This is a genomic window from Thermodesulfobacteriota bacterium (assembly GCA_040757775.1).
In the GTDB taxonomy this organism is placed as follows: Bacteria; Desulfobacterota; UBA8473; order UBA8473; family UBA8473; genus UBA8473.
Genome location: JBFLWQ010000005.1, coordinates 133,241 through 150,464, shown reverse-complemented (window position 1 = coordinate 150,464; position 17,224 = coordinate 133,241). Strand labels below are relative to the sequence as shown.

Sequence of the window (17,224 nt, the reverse complement as noted above, 5' to 3'; positions counted from 1 at the left end):
CAAAAAAGGAGGACCCCATGAATAATCTACAGTGTAGAAGAGAAAGGATGAAAAGGATTAGTATCATATTAACAGTACCGCTTTTGTTGTTTTGCTACACTGCGGTTTTGGGTGAAACAAGAGGGGTAACAAAAGATACGATAACCGTTGGGTATTTAACAGCCAACACAGGCCCCATTGCAAAAGATTCACAAGCTGTTTCCAGTGGAGTCCGAAATTACATTCGCTACGTAAATGAACAGGGAGGTATCAACGGTCGAAAAATAAAGGTAATTTATGAAGATACTGGCTACTCTATACCGAGGGCATTGGCATCTTTCAAAAAGCTTCTCTATAGGGACCAGGTTCTGACGTTTTTTGGCCCCACCTCTACAGGCGAAACGACGGTTTTGTTCTCACAGATTGGAAAGGAAAAGATTGCCATATTGACGATCAGCCCATCTCAACAAATGTTTAAACCTTTCCACCGATATGTTTTTCATATTTTCTTGTCTTATGAAAATTGTGTTGAAATATTATTTGATTATATAATCAACGATATGAAAGCTAGGAATCCTAAGATAAGTATTGTCTATCCTAATATAGATGTTGGTAAAGGGCCAGCAAGAGTGGCAAATGAAAGGGCAAAGATGATGGGAGTTGAACTCCAGGATGTTATATTGGAGATGAATGAATTGGATGCAACCTCCCAGGTTCTCTCCATGAAGAGGTTCAACCCAGATATCGTGATAATTCAAGGCCTTGTCCAGCAGGCTTCTCTCCTTCTCAGGGATGCAAGAAAACTCGGTCTTAAGACGAACTTCTTAGGGACACTGTTATCTACGAACGAGGACATTATTTCTCTCGCCAAAGAAGCATACAGGGGGTTTATCGGGGTACATAGCGCCAGGTCAATTTATGAAGATGCACCAGGGGCTAAGAAGATGAAGGAGATAACACTAAGATTCTACCCTGGTGAAGAAAAATCCTATAGCAGCAAACTGTACACGTATGGGTGGGCATACGCAATCCTTTTTATGGAGGCTATGAAGAGGGCGGGAAAAGAACTGGACAATGAGAATTTGGTGAAGGCAATGGAGGGCATGAAGGGCTTTAGCCCGTGGGGCCTCGTTGGTCCGGTTAACTGGAGCCCCAATAATAGGGAAGGGTCGAGAAGTGGGATACTTTACAAACCTGATATCGAAAAAGGTATCCTCATACCGATTAGTGACTGGAGGGAGCCCATTTCCCGTTAGAGTTTTGTGACTAGGAAGATGTTGAATGTAAGGGAATGGTCGCCCACTCTCAGGATATATTTTTACTGTCCAAAAGAAAGGTTACAGGCCCATCATTTAATATATATACATCCATCTTGGCTTGAAACTCACCAGTGGCTACTATTGCGTTGTTTTTTATCTGTGAGACGAAGTATTGATATAATGTTTTGGCTTTTTCAGGTTCGGCTGCATTTGCAAATGATGGCCTTCTCCCTTTCCGACAGTCACCCAGAAGGGTGAACTGGGAAATAACCAGTATCTCTCCGTTTATATCTTTTAATGATAGATTCATTTTCCCATGAGAGTCCTCAAAAATCCGCAGGTTTATTATCTTGGATACAAGGTAATCCGCATCGTTTTGGGTATCTTCTTTTTCAATCCCCAGGAACACGAGCATGCCTTTCCCGATTTTACCTATCAGTTTATCACCAATTGATACCCTGGAATCTTTGACCCTCTGGATTACAACCTGCATTTATGTCCTAAAGCCTTCATTGTACTAGGCACTTCTCTTTGAGGCTTTTAATGGGTTTATCATCTTCTGGGTTACCGTGCTTTCTTTTTTAATATGTGTGGCAAAATTGCAGTCGCCAACTCTCCATTTGCTTGCAGGATCAGCACATGATATGCAGAATTTCCCCGAAGAGTAATCTTGAATCCTGTCACATCCCTCGCAGGAGTCGACAATTGGATAACATTTTCCTCCATTAAAAGAGCAGCCTTTCTTCTTCATGAATATGCAGTTTACACCTACCTTAACAGTTTGACAAACCAATTTTAATCCCTCCAATCTTATTTTATTAGATAACCTAGATTTTGACAAAAAAAAGCCGAATTACCTTTGACTCCTAAGCCGTAAATTTTTAGATCGGCAACTCGGCAGTCTCAATTATTAAAATTAATTTGTCTTTTTACCAAGCCTAATTTTTTTTGTCAAGTAAAATGTAAAAAAGGGGAGGAAAGTGTGTAGGCATCTATGAATCTATCAATAATGGACTGTATGATTGCCTCTGCCTCGTGCAATTCATCGACTGAATTAAACTCGGAACCCAGACTTACCAGAATCTTGTCAAAGGACGATCCTCTGATTCCAAGTTTTTTTTCATATTCTATCTTGGCTATGTGATATTCTGCATATGAGAAAAAGTATTTGCCAAAACGTTTCTCCTCACTTTTGAATTCCCATTCTTCCTTTAATCTAAAATAATCTGAGATAATTCCTTTTAACTCAGGTCGTTTTATCCTTTCAGGATCTATGGTTTCGCCAAGGGCATTATTTACAATTCTGAAATATTCCTTTACAAAGTCGATGTCGGTAATGACCAGACCATAGACGTACCAGTCATCTGATCCATAGATAACGGCTTTTTTTTCTGCTTCTGTGAGGTAGGTATAACTGGGGCATTCGTGAGAGGCACATAGTTCCCTGCCATAGAAGGAATTGTCCCTCAGGTCTTCCCCTCTGTTCACCATGGGATGGAGAAGACAACCTATTCTTTTCCGCTTTTCATCTACAAAACCCAGAAATTCACAATTATAGATGGTCTCAAAAAGCTTTGAGCAAAAAAACAGTTCCGAAATCTTTTCCCGGTATCTATCAAATGAGTTGGAACTGCGTACCAAAGACTGGAAAAAGTCGGTCTTTTTATGGAGTAAAGGCTCCAGTGTATCCCTTGAATGATCATTCCAGTTATATAGCCCACAGCAGGCACCGCATGACTTTACGGAATCAGGTTGGCAGAGGTAAGACGAATTCATAGACAAAAAATATAAGTCCTTCAGTCGTATGTCTCCATCGGATCCAGTCGTATATGGACACTAACCTCTTTGACACCTGGAATGGTCTTAGCAACACCCTCTATATCCTGAACCAATTTTTCTTCATGGGATAGTCGGGCACTGGTTGCTACGGATACCTTTCCGCTATCAGCAGAGACTTCGATATCGGGTTTTAAGTCTATCAGGGCGACCTTAACCTCAGAAGCAAGGAATATATCATCCATTGCCTTTTGGGATTCAGGGGTTGTCTTAAAATCCTTCAACCCCGCGGTATGGCATATGATGTCCACTGCATCATCTACAGTGATTTTTCTTATATGGAGAACCATATCATAGAGGCTTGGGTCCAATGTGTCAATCCCATAGAGTGATATGCTCCATTTTCTTCGTTGTTCGTCAATCTTTTTTAGAAACTGCAATGCCTTTTTTCTAGAAACCTTATCCCGCTCCATCACCAGTCTGATACGATCCTCCAGATCGGCAATGATCCTAACTTTGAGCACATGTGATACCCCTTTGACGAAGAAGTGACCAGCAAGACCATGATAGACTATGTTGTCTTTCTGCAAATGTCTTAACAATGCCGATTGTATATAGGCAACATACTTTTCCTTTCCATAAGTTAAACGATCCAGAAAGGAAGGAGCGTCCTGGATAGCATGAACGAGTTTTGTCTCAGGAACGTTAAATTCTTCCGATGCCTCTAGAAGGACGTCTCGGGCGATACACTCGTAGCCAAGTTTTTGAGCCACCTTCTCTGCCACTTCTTTCCCTCTACTGTATGATCCCCTTGAAACTGTAATAATAGACATAATTTCTCTCCTTACCCTTTAGGGGTTGACTGATAAAAGAGGTTCTTCTCCCCTTTAGTTCTTAAAAAAGGTAACAAAAGTATACTAGAGAAAGGCTTTGGAGTCAAGGAAGATTTGTAAATAGGCTATACTGTATCTTTAATAAAAGGGTTGAAATCCTTCTCCTGTTTCACCGTAGAGGTTGATGCATATCCATAGTTGTGGCCTGGCATTATTATGGTTTCATCTGGAAATGTCAAAAGTTTTGTTTTAATGGACATCAAAAGGACTGGCCACGAACCTCCAGGGACATCCGTTCTTCCCACACCTCCCACAAAAAGGGTGTCTCCTGTGAAGAGATAGCCGTTTAAATGGAGGGTAATCCCTCCTGGTGAGTGACCTGGTGTGAGTATTACATTGAGGCTGAGCTTACCAATATTAATGGTATCCCCTTCTTTAACAGTAATGTCTGCTGGCGGAGATGGTTTTGATGCAAACATAGAAAGAAGAAAATTCGGCTGCTTCGTAAGAAGGTGCTTTTCATTTTCATGTATTACTATCTTGGCACCTGTTTTTGCGACCATATCGGCATTGCCCATAGTGTGGTCTATGTGTGAATGGGTATTGACAATGTACTTTATATCGATCCCATTTTCGCTGCTGATAGAGAGTATTCTATCGGTCTCGGAGGCAGGATCAATTACTAACCCCTCTCCAGTTTCCTTGCATCCCACTATATATGCAAAGACAGCCAAATTACCAACCTCCAATTGTTTTACAAACATAATTACCCCCTTTTGATTTCAACAAAACCCTTCTTATATATCTCTTTAAGCCCTTCAACCAGGACAAATCTTCCCAACGGTACTACCTCGCAAGGAAGGGATTCAATAAAGAGCCTGTTTTCACATAATCCTCCACTGAGATACATCTTTTCTGGTTTACCTGTAAAGTGATAAACATTCATGGCAATCCCCTTGACAAACCTGGCCAAGGCATTCTCTTCTTCCCCTGTTTTTATTATTTCGTCGAATATTCTGGATATACCAATAAGCCCGCATGTTACAGGGTAGCCGTTCTCTGGCAGTTCAAGTTTGTTACAGTCGATTTTATAGTACATTTCTAGAAGTTCTATGGCAAAACCCTGGGATGCTCCGCATTCCTGATTCCATCCGGTCTCTACAAACCGTCCGTCTCTATAGAGTACATACTTGATATCTCTGCTCCCTACATCTACAAGAAGGAAATCCCTTTCATTTATAAATCTGAGACCACCTTCGGAGAGGGCTATCAGTTCATTTATATACCTCTTTGACCTCTTTTCAGCATTATGCCCACAGGCAAAGTCCGCTATTATCTCTTTGGGTACTTCCTTTGTCTTTACAATCTTCACGGAACTGTCTAAAATCTTCGACCAGGTACTGCCAAAATCGGCGAAGACCGTCATACCAAAGCCCCCCTGAGATATATAAATGCCTCTATCTGGGCCTTCACTGAAGCGGTAAGACTCCCACCACAATCCACATACAGTCCTCGGTAAACCCTGGCAAGGTTTTTTGCCAGAAGGTTCTTGGAACAGAATGTCTGGGCATAGAAAACCGTCGGGATACCCTTCTCTACATAGCATTCTATCTCCAAATCATCTGGAGTACCATTTTCAAAGCATCGTGTCCACCCAAATATCCTTGTTCCTTCTGGAAAAAGATCAAATATCTTCGTGTCCCAGCAAGGGACAGACCAGAATCCTACCCTGGGATTGGGTTCCCTCTCCAGTTCATAATCCTTGTTGTCAATAATATTATTAAGGATTAAGTCGAATTTTTCCCGTAAGGGCAGCATGGAATCACATATCACGGTCCCACGGCCTTTCCTGTTCTGGTTTCTGGTTTCTATGATATCCATACTGAAGTGCTCCCTCAATATCCAGCTTAGAAACCTTCCGGAGTCGCACTTTCCCTCCCCCACATCAAAGATGATCCTTCGAGGGCGAAAGGCTAATGCGTTATTGAAAACCCTTTTTATAACAGAACAGGAAATCTTTGGAAGGTAGAGGTCACTCTTTTCTTCTACCTGACCAAGATCATTATCAAGGTCTATCAATTCCTCAGATCTGTATTTCTCAATTACATCATTGGGAGGATGCCCTACAAAACCCACCTTCAAAATCTAAAACTCCTTTTATTATGGATTTTTCAAAACCTCATCATGCTTTCCGACAACACGCAATACTATCGCTTCACTGTCGTACTTCCAGGTCATCCGAATTGACATACTCACGCTGCATTCAAAAATATCGTTTGTTCCTTGAACCTTCTTAGTTCTTAGTGAGGAATGATGTGTGTTCCTACTCATCGAGCTGAGTTTTTTATGCAGTGCCTTTTGTTCATCTTTGGAGAGCTTTTTGTAGGATTTCTTAAACCTCTCGGTAAAAATAAACTCCATTGCTTATGAATCCAGCTTTTCTATCAATTCTTTCACGCTTCTGGCCTTCTGCACCCTGCCATGTTTAATATCCTCATCCGCTTCCTTCTCCATTGCCTGCCATTCCTTTGACCAGAACCAAGTCTGAGATCTATCAATTACAAGAACAGGTTTGATAATAATCTTGTCGTCGTCCACAATGACGTCCAGATTATCGCCTTTCTGTAATTTCATCTTTTTTACGATCTCCCTTGGTAAGGTTATCTGAGACCTGCTCCTTAATTGGGTAATCATACATTATCTCCTAATTTGATTTTCTTACATTCGCATTATATCACTTTTCTGATGTTTGGCAAATGTTTTTTACGCCTAGTATAGCATTTCGAAAATAACATCCCAATCCTGTCATTTCGAGTAAAACGAGAAATCTTATTTATAACGTGTAGTTAAAAAGATTTCTCCTTCGGTCGAGATGACATGTTAATAAAGAAACGCCCTACTGCTGTTATGTGGAGTGGGGTGTGCGATTATTTTTTAAGCAAAATTGACAACCTGAACTGAGCGATTAACTGCAAAACTTTTTTTGTGCAACTTAATGCGCTCAATTTCATGAAGTGTTTCTGCCTCAAGGTAACTTTCTCCGCAGTGTGGGCATGTAATAACAGGGACATTTTCTATAACCAATATGTCCTTGCCCTTACCGTAAGTCCTGGCAACCTTGCGGATGCGCGCACCTTGTTTCCCGCAATTATCACAAATCATTTCTCTTCCTGCTTTCATTGAATGTTATGGTACATATACTGTAATAATAACCAACTTGCCTGTTGGGCTCAATTTGGCTACAACTTCAAGTTCACCGCCGGAAAGAGATTGTCCATTTATTCGATATTTCTACTCGGCAGTAACTTTGTCTTTCTGTCTTTCCAAAATCTTTCCGGTAAGAATACAACCTTCGACATCAAAGATGGAAAGATTGTCATCGTTCATCTCTTCTTCAGAGTGGATTGACATTATGTATTTCCGCTTGCGTATTTTGTCTTGTATCTCCTTCAAAATGCGGTCAAACATCTATATCCTCATATTTATTGTCTTTCCTCACGCGCCCCATCATCAATGTACTACCCCATAACCGCTACCTGTAAGATGAAGATTATATAACCAAATTATTGCTTAACCTACTTGTATTGTCAAAGGATTTTTGCGAATTGGAGATGACTTCAATACTGTTTCTTCCCCTGATTTTCCTTGTTTTGATTATATCAAAGTTCTATCTTCATCAGGTCTTCGGCAACAATTATCTCTCCCTGGTAGGTCCGTTGCGCTTGACTTTGAATATCATATTTATCGCAGATAGGATAGAGATGGGTGAGCACGAGTCTTTTTGCCCCTGACTCTTTGGCGATCCGGCCTGCGAATGACGGCGTCAGATGACCATCTACCTTAAATTCATCGGGAAATGAACACTCAACAACCAGAAGATCGCTTTCTCTTGCAAGCTCTACTAAATTATCGCAGTAGTCTGTATCGCCAGAATATACAATACTCTTTCCCCGGAATTCCAGCCTATACCCGACACATTCCACACCCTGGTGACAAAGGGGCTTTGATTCAATCAGCACACCATTAATCTTAATCTGATCAATCTCGACCTCCTGGATATTCACAGAAAAAGGCGGGGCTTTAAGGGTAGGAAAAAGGACTTCAAGGTTTTCGTAAAATCTCCTTATACCTTTTGGTCCTGTTATATTGAGATCATTCTCCCTTCTGGGGTAATCATATTTATTGGCAAATATAATCTCTGATAGATCGTTGATGTGATCCGGGTGGGCTACATGGGTATAAAAAACATAATCTATTTGGTGATAGTCAATACCAGCCTTGGGAAGCTGGTAGGCAGTACCGCTGCCGCTGTCAAAAAGAATCGGCTTGTTATTCACCCTTACACATAAACCAGGGGCAGACCTTTTCGATGTGGGCACTCCAACCCCAGAACCTAGTATTACGAGTTCCATTAAACTATCTCACAATGTATAAAAAAGCGAACCAATACGAGATTAACTCATCGGAGATCGCCTTATTTAACCTCATTTTAGGCTACTATCTTAAGTTCCCTCTTTTCTTTTTTTTTCTTCTTTCCTTTCTCTGCCAACAGGTTTTGATTGAAAAGAGCGTTCTTTGTAATAATGGAATTTATAATAAAATAGACTATAACCGACTTTTCCCATTCTTTACTTGTATCGAAATTGCCTATTCTGGTTTGATATTTTGCCCTAAGGCTTCTAAGGGAGGCTTCATCGAAAGCAAGTATCTGCTCAGCTATTTTATTCAAGGCTTTTTCAATCATCTCTCCTTTCCTCCCTCAGCTATTATACCCGAAAATAATTCCCCCAGATCAGTCTGATTCCTCTTTGCTCTCAGTACCCTTGCTCTCAGCGGGTTTTCTCCTTTTAGTAGTCTTCTTCTTACTAACAGGTATCTCCTCTATCTGTTCATGGGGTTCTTTAGCTCTTAGTTTTTTCGCCTTTTTCCTTCGACGTCTTCTTCTTGCCAGTTCCCTATCTTTCTCCCGCATAAGAAAAACCTCCTCCTTCCTGCCTTCTTCAGTTATCTTCAAAACAACACTTTTAAATCTCTTCTGAATCTCCTTCATATTTTTCTTTATTCAACCGATTAATAGACCACCGTCGGGTTATTCTGTCTCCTTTATAAATCAGGATAGTATCGGCATTTCCTTCGCTTATATCTTTGTATATTTGATCCAGTTCGTCTTTATTAACTATATTGTTTCCAAGAACCTTTTCCCTGTACACCCTTACCAGATCCAGACCCTCAGATTCAGCATAGACCTTGATCTTTTCTTCCTGCACTTCCGGGCTTGGATTTTCCTCCTTAATCCTACCGGTATAGGCTTTGATGTAGCCGACAGCCTTTATCTTCCTATATTTCATATCACTGTCATCTCCTCTTTTACTTACCTGAGTGCCTGCAGCCAGACTGAGCCCTCTTTTTTTAAAGGCAACTCAACTATGATGAAGTCGTAAAAAGTCTATATTAATCTTTATTATAAGTCAAAGAATTTTGCCGATACCCATGTTTGTTATCCCCTTGGCATAAGGTTCTTGCCTCCCCCTAAGCCATTTTCTCCTTAACAAATTCTACAATCATATCTGTCTTGCTACCTGGAGGGAAAACCCCATGAACCCCCATTTCCTTGAGAATAGGGATATCCTCCTGAGGAATAGTTCCTCCTACCATTACAACAATATCTTCAACATTTTCCCCTTGAAGTGCATTAAGTACTCTTTGAATTATTCTCATATGTCCAGCCGCCAAAATGCTGAGACCAACTACATTCACATCTTCTTGAACAGCTATCTTGGCTATTGCCTCAGGACTCATATTCCCGGTAAAAATTACCTCCATCCCTGCATTTCGGAGGGCTGTAGTCACTATCTTGGCACCTCTCCAATGCCCATCAATTCCTGGTTTAGCCATCAATACCCTAATTCTTTTTTCCATTCTTCTTGCCTCCGTGCCTTAGTATTCAATAGGAGCCTTCCATTTGGGCCAAATACCACGCCAGACATCCTGGATTTCACCAAGAGTAGCATAGCTCTTTACAGTTTCCATTAATACAGGCATTACGTTTTCACCAGTTAAGCTGACCTGGCGCAAATTCTCCAGGCATTTTTTGACCTTCCGATTTTCTCTGTCCTGCCTCAGCTTCCTTATCTTTTCTGTTTCAATTTCCGTGGATTGAGGATTAGGACGGAAAACGGGAACCTGATAAGGCTCCTCGGGCATCTCAAAGCAATTGAGGCCGACTATTTTTGTTTCACCACTGTTTATTTCCCTTTGTCTTGCCTCCATTGCATCTGCTGCTTCTCTATGCATCCATCCTGATTGCCAAACTTCAAGCAATCCTCCTCTATCCTGTATTTCTTGAAAATACTCCCAGGCTTTCTTCTCCACCTCGTTAGTTAGCCATTCCACGTAATAAGACCCTGCCAAAGGATCAGCGACATTAGTAATGTTAGTTTCATATTGAGCAATTTGTTGGGTTCTTATAGAAAGCAATATACTCTGATCTGTTGGTAAGCAGAGAGGTTCGTCGTAGGAAGTAGCATGAATTGATTGAGCCCCCCCAAGAGCGGCAGCCATTACCTGATAAGCAATTCGCACAGAATTGTTCAGAATTTGCTGATAAACATTAGTAGAACCGGACGTCTGGACGTGAAAGCGAAAAGCCAAGCTGCGCGGATTTTTAGCCCCGTAATGCTCCTTCATCAGTTTACACCATATTCTACGTGCCGCTCTGAATTTGGCTATTTCTTCGAAAAAATCATTATGTGCCGCAAGATGAAAGCTTAAAACGGGAGCGAAATCATCAATCTTGAGCCTGTTCCTCTTTAGCTCCTCTTCGATATATCCTACTGCATTCGCAAATACCGTACCTAGTTCTTGATAGGCATTACACCCATTCTCCCTGTAATTGTAGGAAGCAAAGCTCACCGGGTGCCAGTGGGGAACATTTTCCGCACACCATTCAATCAAATCTACACTTAACCTTAATAAATAAGGCGGGGTAACGCAGTCAATAAGGTTGCAGCAGAGACTAAATACATATGGATCATTTTGACTGGTGCCATCTATCTCTTTCAGGCTGACACCTCGTTTCTCAGCCATAGCGAAATACATAGCTGCAAGGGCAGGGGATGTCCATTGGCTGGTAATCACTGCCGTACTTACTTTATCTATCGGCAAACCATCAAATAGGATCTCCATGTCTGCTAATGAGCTTATTGAGACACCACTTTGTCCTACCTCATCTACGGCACGAGGGTCATCAGGATCAAGACCATTTTCTGTCACTGAGTCAACAGAAATGCTGAAGCCTGTTTCTCCATGTTCATATTTGTATTTATATCTCTTGTTTGTTTCCTCCGGAGTAGCAAAACCGGAGAACTGCCTTATAGTCCATAACCTCCCCCGATACATACTCTCATATATGCCTCTGGTATAAGGCTCTCCTCCAGGCAGTCCCAGGTCTTTTCCTTCATTTAAATCTACTATGTCCTGCGAAGTATAGTATGTTTTTACAGGAATACCTGATCCAGTATGCGCCTCTCGTGTTTTTAATTGACTCATTTTAACCTCCTGGCTAACTTTTAACCACTTCAACCTCTTATACCCGGAAAGATGAAGATTGGTTATATTGTTGGTTACTGATGCTTTTTTCTCCTTTTTCGTTGAAATCAGTATCTTTTTATCAAAAGAAGTCCCAAAAAGTCAAGAAAAATGCCAATGCTTTTCAATAGTCAGAGATCAAAGAGGTAAGTCATAAGGTTTAATGGGGTCAGGTTATTACTGCCTTTTCACTTTAAATTCCATCTTTAAAATTGACATAGGGTATGTATAGAACTATAATTAACCACCTAATATAATCTTTTTGTTGCTTTCCGATGCTTATCCACTGGTTAATGCAGCAAAAGAGAGATAGCGGGCAATAAAATTTTGAAAGAAGGGATAGGAGGTTGGCATGGAGGAACGATTTTACCAGGAAGAGCATAATATTTTTCGTAAGGCATTCAGGGACTTTGTAAACAAAGAGATTAAACCTCACGCCGAAAAGTGGGAGGATGAAAAAAGGATTCCAAGAAGCCTGTGGTACAAAATGGGAGAACAGGGTTATCTATGTCCCTGGGTAGATGAAGAATATGGGGGATCAGGGGCTGGATTTGAATACTCTGTTATTCTTCATGAAGAGACAGCACGTTCTGAGGTGCCTGGCGCTGAGGGGATGGGTTTTCATAGCGATATCTTTGTCCCGTATATTCATCATCATGGGACACAAAAACAGAAAGAAAAGTATCTCCCTGGCTGTGTCAGTGGAAAAATTATAACCTCATTGCCTATGACAGAACCAGAAGCAGGTTCTGATCTTGCCAGCATCCAAACCAAGGCCATCAGGGATGGTAATGACTATGTTGTCAACGGTCAGAAAGTATTCATAAGTAATGGTATAGGCTGTGATTTAGCGATTGTGGCTGTAAAGACTGACCCAAAGGCAAAACCTCCCCATAAGGGGATCAGTATACTTCTCATTGAGGAAGGGACTCCAGGATTTTCGAAGGGACGCCTTCTCGAAAAGACCGGCGGACACAGCCAGGACACCGGAGAATTATTCTTCGAGGATTGCCGTGTTCCTCAGGAAAACCTGTTGGGTGAAGAGGGTGAAGGGTATAAATATTTGATGCATAACCTTCAACAGGAACGACTGATCGTAGCAGTCGATGCACAGGCAGTTGCTGAATATACATTGGAAAAAACCATTGAATATTGTAAAACCCGCAATGTATTTGGGCGTCCTGTAAGCCAATTCCAGCACAACACGTTTAAGATTGTTGAGATGGCCACTGAGGTTGAAATAGGGAGGGCATTCCTTAATTCTCTCATTGAAGACTTTATTCAGGGGGTTAACATCACTGTCAAGGTATCCATGGCTAAGTGGTGGATACCGGAGATGGTAAATCGGATTGCTTATCACTGTACCCAGTTGCATGGAGGATATGGATGCATGAAAGAATATTATGTTGCTCGTGTGCCTGGTAATGTTCGTTATATGACTATTGCCGGCGGAACTACTGAAATCATGAAACTGATCATAGGAAACAGTATGGGATTGTAGTTCTTGAGCATACGTTTTTATACCAGAGGGCCAGGTGCTTTAGTGGCTAAAAGACTGAGTGCATGACACAGCATCTTCCTTGTTTCCTCGGGGGCTATTATATCATCTAATAAGAATTCATGTGCCGGACCCCAGACAGAGGCATTGCGTTCAAGATCAGCAGCGGTTTTTTTCATGGCATCTTCTTTCTTTTCAGGCTCCACATGCTTGGTTAATATTCCTGCCCCCATCTCAGGGGCCATAAAACTTATTTCCGCATTGGGCCATGCCGCTACATATTGCGCACCGGAAGCAACACACCCCAAAAAATAATAAGCCGCCCCATAAGACTTTCTTATTATTAAAACAATCATGGGAACGTCTACCTTATCTAGTGCTTTTGTGTGATTTGCAATCTCATTCACCATTCCGTCCTTTTCATTATCAGAGCCTATTAAAAAACCCGGGATGTCTTGAACTACAATAAGCGGAATCCTTCTCCTGGTTGTAAATTCCAAAAATGCTGCCGATTTTTGGAGAGCCCTGGCGTCTACAGAGCCACCTGCAGATAACGGTTGACTGGCAATAATACCAACGACCTGCCCTCCCACCCGTGCTAGGCCTACCAATAGCCCCTTGCCGAATCGTGGTTTTAATTCTAACCATTCTCCATTATCACATAGTTCGTCTATGACTTTCCTCATATCATAGACATATCTATTACTATGAGGGATAATTGCCTCTAATGAGGGGACAAGTCTGTCGACAGGATCTTTCGGAATCTCAGGCGGCCGAAGAATGTGCAGTATGTTTTTTACTGCCTCAATGCAATCATCTTCTGTTTTTACAACAATATCAACAAGTCCTGTTTTAGTCTGATGAATCTCCGGCCCACCCAACTCTATATCAGTTATTTTTTCTGAAATAGCTACTTCTAACAACGGAGGTCCCGAAACTGCTACTGCCGAATCCTCAACCATTATTGTAATATCAGCCATACCTGACCTAAAAGCTGGATCGCCATAGCAATATCCAAAGACACAACATATGAAAAGTGGCCTATCTTCCCAGTTTGCTAAGCTATTCAGGGCTTCAAGACGATGGAAACCCAGAATACGGGAAAACCCAACCCCAATAATGTCCGGGACACGCCCCCCTCCTCCTTCACTGAAAGAGATTATGGGAAATTGATTTCTACAGGCTATGTCTATTATTCTATCTGATTTTCTTATAGTTACAAATGACTGGGTGGCGCCCATTGACGTAATATCGTCTCCAAGAATAGCAATCGTTCGTCCGTTAATCTTGCCTAAACCTGTCATTACTGCATCTCTTCGTGACCGTTCCTTATGAGCAGGCTCAAGTGAGCGAGCAAATTGGCCGTATTCCAGCCAGCTTCCCGGGTCTACGAGCTTCTCTATTCTTTCCGAGACATGGTATTTCCTTTTCTTTCGATGTCGTTCCAATTGCTTCTGGCTACTTTTTTCCTGAACCCATAAACGCTCTTGTTCAAGCTTTTTACGCCCCTCTTCATAATCCATAAAGCCACCTCTTCTTGTTCAGATTATCTGCCTTCCAAAAGGTTCTCCTTCTACCCTCTTAAAACGCTAATTATCTCGTCCCGAAAAAGAATAAAATTTCTTATTAGGCAAAAATTATCATGATTTCTTAGGTGTCTATCTTGATTAGATGGAAGAGAAAAATCGAACTAAGTATTGCACAACATTCTTAAAGAAAAGCTTGGGTTTTTTCCCTAACGGTGGAGAATTCTTAGGCTTTCTTCGGCTTTGTTCTATAGTTACCACCTTCTATAATTTCCGTTCCGATGAAGCTGCCTCACGGGACATCACTTTTGGAATGATATACAGAAAAATTAGACAACTAATTACGCTCAGTAATTAGGTAATTTTTTGGGTGCAGACTCTTTGTCTGAAACCGTGTTGGGAAACCAAGTAAGAATCTGTGGCAATCTTTAATATATTTAGTAGAGACTGTTCCGAAAAAAAGTATTATGAAAACTGTAACTATTTCCTTCAGATGCCCCTAACGGCAGGGCTAATAGGTGTGTAGCGATTTTTCCGCGCATCCAGTTCGGCCCGTGGTTATGGTCTGTTTTATATGCATACACCATGTTACTTAACTAATCAATCCAGCCAAAGCGTCTACTATCCCCTTATTATCCTGGTCTTGCATAAACTCTCTCTCTAATTCTCTTACTGCCATATCTCTATCCCAAGAATCACGATACGGTCTAACAGAGATAAGGGCATTAAAAGAATCTGCTATTCCCACAATCCTTGCTCCAGTGGAAATCTCATCACCCTTTTTCCCATTAGGGTAGCCATTTCCATCATAACGTTCATGATGATCTCTAATATAACTCAGCATTTTTTCATCCTTATAGCCCATAGTCTGCAGTGTTACCACACCCTCCAACGTATGCTTCCTGATTTCTTTAAGCTCCAAATCAGTCAGTGTACCTTCTCGATTTAGCAGATAGGCAGGAACCATCTCTTTGCCGATATCCCGAAAAAAAGCAGCAGTCATTATTCTTTCTTTTTCTGAATCCGGTAAATTCAATTTACTGGCAATGGCATAGGCAATAATGGCTCCTACCTTTGATGACCCTATATTGCCATCAATAACCTCTGTTGGTAAAATCACATCATAGGGAACCTTAATAATATCCAGAACATATTTGTACTGATTATAAAAAGATTCAGGGATTTTACTACGGTCCTGTAATGGGTCTTTCAATCCTAAAATTTTGTAAACGGCAACCCTTTCCTTCCTACCTTTAATCTCTATTTTCTCAAATGTATCTCTGTTCAACGTAGCATCAGCATATGCAATTTTCACCTCATTATTGTCTGGATCTAACTCTAAAGCCTTTTTAAAAAAACCTATGGCAGTACTAATATCGTAAGTTTCAAAATAGAGTTTTCCTATTCTATACAGAAGGCTTACATCTTTTGGGTTTCTTTCTAACTCCTGCAAACAGGATTCGATCTCATTTTTTACTCTAGAGTATTCTTCCTCATGTTCGTCCCTGATATCCATAACTCTTACCCTCTCAAAATTAACATATTGCTTAACACGGATTAAAGTCTCTTCATCCACAAATATACCACTTGGAGGACATATTTCTTCCAGTCTTTTAGCTAAGTTGACAACATCTCCAATCGCTGTGTAACTCTTTTTCTGCTGACCTATTAATCCAGTAATAGCATAGCCAGTAGATACTCCAATCCTCATTCGCAAGGGCAACTTAATGTCCCTCAAACGGTCTTGCATATTAATACCAGCTACCACAGCATGTAGAGCATGTAACCTATAATCAGCAACAGGGGCACCAAACTCACACATCATTCCGTCACCAAGGTATTTATCAATATGCCCTTTATATTTAACTACAATGCTCTCCATTTCCCCAAAGTATTTATTTAGCTCTTCGACAACTATTTCCGGACGCTTTTTGTCTGAAAATGTAGAAAATCCAACCAGGTCGCTGAAAAGGACACTTATGTTAGTCTTTTCATTACGTACTCGTCTCTCAATAATTAACTTGGCCAAAGTACTATCCATAGTAGAATATAAGGCATTTTCAATTCTCTCTTTAAGATGGAGTATAACCTCATTTTTTTCCCTCAATTCTGCCGCCTTTTTATCTAAATCCTCGGTATAACTTTTCAAACTCTCATTAGCCACTTCCAATTCTTTATTGGTTTCCTTTAAGGTTTCATTTAAAGCCAAAGTATTTCTATTTTCCTCTGCCAATTTTTCATGCAATAAGCCTGTAAGGTAAGCCGCCACCAAAAGGAAACTACCCCAGAGGATTATTTTGAACAGTGTATCAAACCTGCTCTCGCCAGTAATGAAAGATTCCGGGAAATAATAGAAAAAAATTGCAACTAAAAGTATAGAAAGGAAAGCTCCCAGGGTAGCGTACCGTCTCCCTGAAAAATAACCTGAAAGAAGAACAGGCAGGTAAAATACATTCAGAAAGGCAAGTTTATAAGGTACAAAGTAATAGATCACCAAAACGCTGATTAAGATAACCAATATAAATACACGCTCAAAGTTATTTATAACATAATCTTTTAACCCTCGCATCTATTGCTCCTTTTCATTTGATATAAGAAGTGAATGGAATTATAAAAATAATGAGAAAAATAGTATTTTATTTGTCCATAATATAAAGTAAAGTCGATTTCAAGTCAATATAAGAAAGGGCAGAAGTTCCATAAAAACCTTGCGGCTGAGAAAATCAGACACCCGCCATCCCTTTCTTGACAAAAGAACGTAAAACT

The 17,224-nt window shown here is 40.8% G+C and carries 20 protein-coding genes; 2 read left to right on the top strand and 18 right to left on the bottom strand.

The window, feature by feature from the left end:
• Window positions 1–17: 17 nt before the first annotated feature.
• Window positions 18–1,235: an ABC transporter substrate-binding protein gene (locus AB1401_05255; protein ID MEW6614854.1), complete on the top strand. Its 1,218-nt coding sequence runs from the start codon at window positions 18–20 to the stop codon at window positions 1,233–1,235.
• A 49-nt stretch (window positions 1,236–1,284) separates the two neighbouring features.
• On the opposite strand, the gene dtd is transcribed toward AB1401_05255, so the two are convergent.
• The 16 genes from dtd to AB1401_05175 form a co-directional block, all read right to left on the bottom strand.
• Window positions 1,285–1,731: a D-aminoacyl-tRNA deacylase gene (gene dtd / locus AB1401_05250; protein ID MEW6614853.1), complete on the bottom strand. Its 447-nt coding sequence runs from the start codon at window positions 1,729–1,731 to the stop codon at window positions 1,285–1,287.
• Between the two features lie 24 nt (window positions 1,732–1,755).
• The gene (locus AB1401_05245; protein MEW6614852.1) at window positions 1,756–2,031 is read right to left on the bottom strand and encodes a PxxKW family cysteine-rich protein; all 276 of its coding nucleotides are present in this window, start codon (window positions 2,029–2,031) and stop codon (window positions 1,756–1,758) included.
• A gap of 158 nt (window positions 2,032–2,189) precedes the next feature.
• Entirely contained in the window at window positions 2,190–3,014 is an 825-nt protein-coding gene (locus AB1401_05240; protein ID MEW6614851.1) for a hypothetical protein, read from the bottom strand.
• Between the two features lie 20 nt (window positions 3,015–3,034).
• Entirely contained in the window at window positions 3,035–3,847 is an 813-nt protein-coding gene (locus AB1401_05235) for a cytidylate kinase-like family protein (protein ID MEW6614850.1), read from the bottom strand.
• Window positions 3,848–3,972: 125 nt separating this feature from the next.
• Window positions 3,973–4,611, bottom strand: coding sequence for an MBL fold metallo-hydrolase (locus tag AB1401_05230; GenBank protein ID MEW6614849.1), 639 nt, complete (start codon window positions 4,609–4,611; stop codon window positions 3,973–3,975).
• Between the two features lie 2 nt (window positions 4,612–4,613).
• Entirely contained in the window at window positions 4,614–5,273 is a 660-nt protein-coding gene (locus AB1401_05225) for an ATPase (GenBank protein ID MEW6614848.1), read from the bottom strand.
• Window positions 5,270–5,989, bottom strand: coding sequence for a hypothetical protein (locus tag AB1401_05220; protein ID MEW6614847.1), 720 nt, complete (start codon window positions 5,987–5,989; stop codon window positions 5,270–5,272). The genes AB1401_05225 and AB1401_05220 overlap by 4 nt, the downstream gene beginning before the upstream one ends.
• A 282-nt stretch (window positions 5,990–6,271) precedes the next feature.
• Window positions 6,272–6,541, bottom strand: coding sequence for an AbrB/MazE/SpoVT family DNA-binding domain-containing protein (locus AB1401_05215; protein MEW6614846.1), 270 nt, complete (start codon window positions 6,539–6,541; stop codon window positions 6,272–6,274).
• Window positions 6,542–6,781: 240 nt separating this feature from the next.
• Window positions 6,782–7,009, bottom strand: a complete 228-nt coding sequence (locus AB1401_05210) for a type II toxin-antitoxin system MqsA family antitoxin (protein MEW6614845.1) — start codon at window positions 7,007–7,009, stop codon at window positions 6,782–6,784.
• Between the two features lie 129 nt (window positions 7,010–7,138).
• A complete protein-coding gene (locus AB1401_05205) occupies window positions 7,139–7,315 on the bottom strand; it encodes a DUF4258 domain-containing protein (protein MEW6614844.1) in 177 nt (58 codons plus the stop codon).
• 191 nt (window positions 7,316–7,506) lie between these two features.
• The gene (locus tag AB1401_05200) at window positions 7,507–8,259 is read right to left on the bottom strand and encodes an MBL fold metallo-hydrolase (protein ID MEW6614843.1); all 753 of its coding nucleotides are present in this window, start codon (window positions 8,257–8,259) and stop codon (window positions 7,507–7,509) included.
• A 77-nt stretch (window positions 8,260–8,336) separates the two neighbouring features.
• Window positions 8,337–8,591: a hypothetical protein gene (locus AB1401_05195; protein ID MEW6614842.1), complete on the bottom strand. Its 255-nt coding sequence runs from the start codon at window positions 8,589–8,591 to the stop codon at window positions 8,337–8,339.
• 48 nt (window positions 8,592–8,639) lie between these two features.
• Window positions 8,640–8,819 carry a hypothetical protein gene (locus AB1401_05190; GenBank protein MEW6614841.1) on the bottom strand — a complete coding sequence of 60 codons (180 nt, stop codon included), beginning with the start codon at window positions 8,817–8,819 and terminating at the stop codon, window positions 8,640–8,642.
• A gap of 52 nt (window positions 8,820–8,871) precedes the next feature.
• A complete protein-coding gene (locus AB1401_05185) occupies window positions 8,872–9,195 on the bottom strand; it encodes a recombinase family protein (protein MEW6614840.1) in 324 nt (107 codons plus the stop codon).
• 181 nt (window positions 9,196–9,376) lie between these two features.
• Window positions 9,377–9,766: a cobalamin-dependent protein gene (locus tag AB1401_05180; protein ID MEW6614839.1), complete on the bottom strand. Its 390-nt coding sequence runs from the start codon at window positions 9,764–9,766 to the stop codon at window positions 9,377–9,379.
• Window positions 9,767–9,784: 18 nt separating this feature from the next.
• Window positions 9,785–11,395 carry a methylmalonyl-CoA mutase family protein gene (locus AB1401_05175; GenBank protein MEW6614838.1) on the bottom strand — a complete coding sequence of 537 codons (1,611 nt, stop codon included), beginning with the start codon at window positions 11,393–11,395 and terminating at the stop codon, window positions 9,785–9,787.
• A gap of 391 nt (window positions 11,396–11,786) precedes the next feature.
• Here AB1401_05175 and AB1401_05170 point away from each other — a divergent pair, with 391 nt between their 5' ends.
• Entirely contained in the window at window positions 11,787–12,935 is a 1,149-nt protein-coding gene (locus tag AB1401_05170; protein ID MEW6614837.1) for an acyl-CoA dehydrogenase family protein, read from the top strand.
• A gap of 17 nt (window positions 12,936–12,952) precedes the next feature.
• On the opposite strand, the gene AB1401_05165 is transcribed toward AB1401_05170, so the two are convergent.
• Window positions 12,953–14,455 carry a carboxyl transferase domain-containing protein gene (locus AB1401_05165; GenBank protein MEW6614836.1) on the bottom strand — a complete coding sequence of 501 codons (1,503 nt, stop codon included), beginning with the start codon at window positions 14,453–14,455 and terminating at the stop codon, window positions 12,953–12,955.
• Between the two features lie 595 nt (window positions 14,456–15,050).
• On the bottom strand, window positions 15,051–17,027 hold the full coding sequence (locus tag AB1401_05160; GenBank protein MEW6614835.1) for an HD domain-containing phosphohydrolase: 1,977 nt from the start codon (window positions 17,025–17,027) through the stop codon (window positions 15,051–15,053).
• Between the last annotated feature and the right edge of the window lie 197 nt (window positions 17,028–17,224).

Coding starts and splice junctions, on each gene's coding strand:
- AB1401_05255 (MEW6614854.1), top strand. CDS start 18: ATGAATAATCTACAGTGTAGAAGAGAAAGGATGAAAAGGATTAGTATC.
- dtd (MEW6614853.1), bottom strand. CDS start 1,731: ATGCAGGTTGTAATCCAGAGGGTCAAAGATTCCAGGGTATCAATTGGT.
- AB1401_05240 (MEW6614851.1), bottom strand. CDS start 3,014: ATGAATTCGTCTTACCTCTGCCAACCTGATTCCGTAAAGTCATGCGGT.
- AB1401_05235 (MEW6614850.1), bottom strand. CDS start 3,847: ATGTCTATTATTACAGTTTCAAGGGGATCATACAGTAGAGGGAAAGAA.
- AB1401_05230 (MEW6614849.1), bottom strand. CDS start 4,611: ATGTTTGTAAAACAATTGGAGGTTGGTAATTTGGCTGTCTTTGCATAT.
- AB1401_05225 (MEW6614848.1), bottom strand. CDS start 5,273: ATGACGGTCTTCGCCGATTTTGGCAGTACCTGGTCGAAGATTTTAGAC.
- AB1401_05215 (MEW6614846.1), bottom strand. CDS start 6,541: ATGATTACCCAATTAAGGAGCAGGTCTCAGATAACCTTACCAAGGGAG.
- AB1401_05210 (MEW6614845.1), bottom strand. CDS start 7,009: ATGATTTGTGATAATTGCGGGAAACAAGGTGCGCGCATCCGCAAGGTT.
- AB1401_05205 (MEW6614844.1), bottom strand. CDS start 7,315: ATGTTTGACCGCATTTTGAAGGAGATACAAGACAAAATACGCAAGCGG.
- AB1401_05200 (MEW6614843.1), bottom strand. CDS start 8,259: ATGGAACTCGTAATACTAGGTTCTGGGGTTGGAGTGCCCACATCGAAA.
- AB1401_05195 (MEW6614842.1), bottom strand. CDS start 8,591: ATGATTGAAAAAGCCTTGAATAAAATAGCTGAGCAGATACTTGCTTTC.
- AB1401_05190 (MEW6614841.1), bottom strand. CDS start 8,819: ATGCGGGAGAAAGATAGGGAACTGGCAAGAAGAAGACGTCGAAGGAAA.
- AB1401_05185 (MEW6614840.1), bottom strand. CDS start 9,195: ATGAAATATAGGAAGATAAAGGCTGTCGGCTACATCAAAGCCTATACC.
- AB1401_05180 (MEW6614839.1), bottom strand. CDS start 9,766: ATGGAAAAAAGAATTAGGGTATTGATGGCTAAACCAGGAATTGATGGG.
- AB1401_05175 (MEW6614838.1), bottom strand. CDS start 11,395: ATGAGTCAATTAAAAACACGAGAGGCGCATACTGGATCAGGTATTCCT.
- AB1401_05170 (MEW6614837.1), top strand. CDS start 11,787: ATGGAGGAACGATTTTACCAGGAAGAGCATAATATTTTTCGTAAGGCA.
- AB1401_05165 (MEW6614836.1), bottom strand. CDS start 14,455: ATGGATTATGAAGAGGGGCGTAAAAAGCTTGAACAAGAGCGTTTATGG.
- AB1401_05160 (MEW6614835.1), bottom strand. CDS start 17,027: ATGCGAGGGTTAAAAGATTATGTTATAAATAACTTTGAGCGTGTATTT.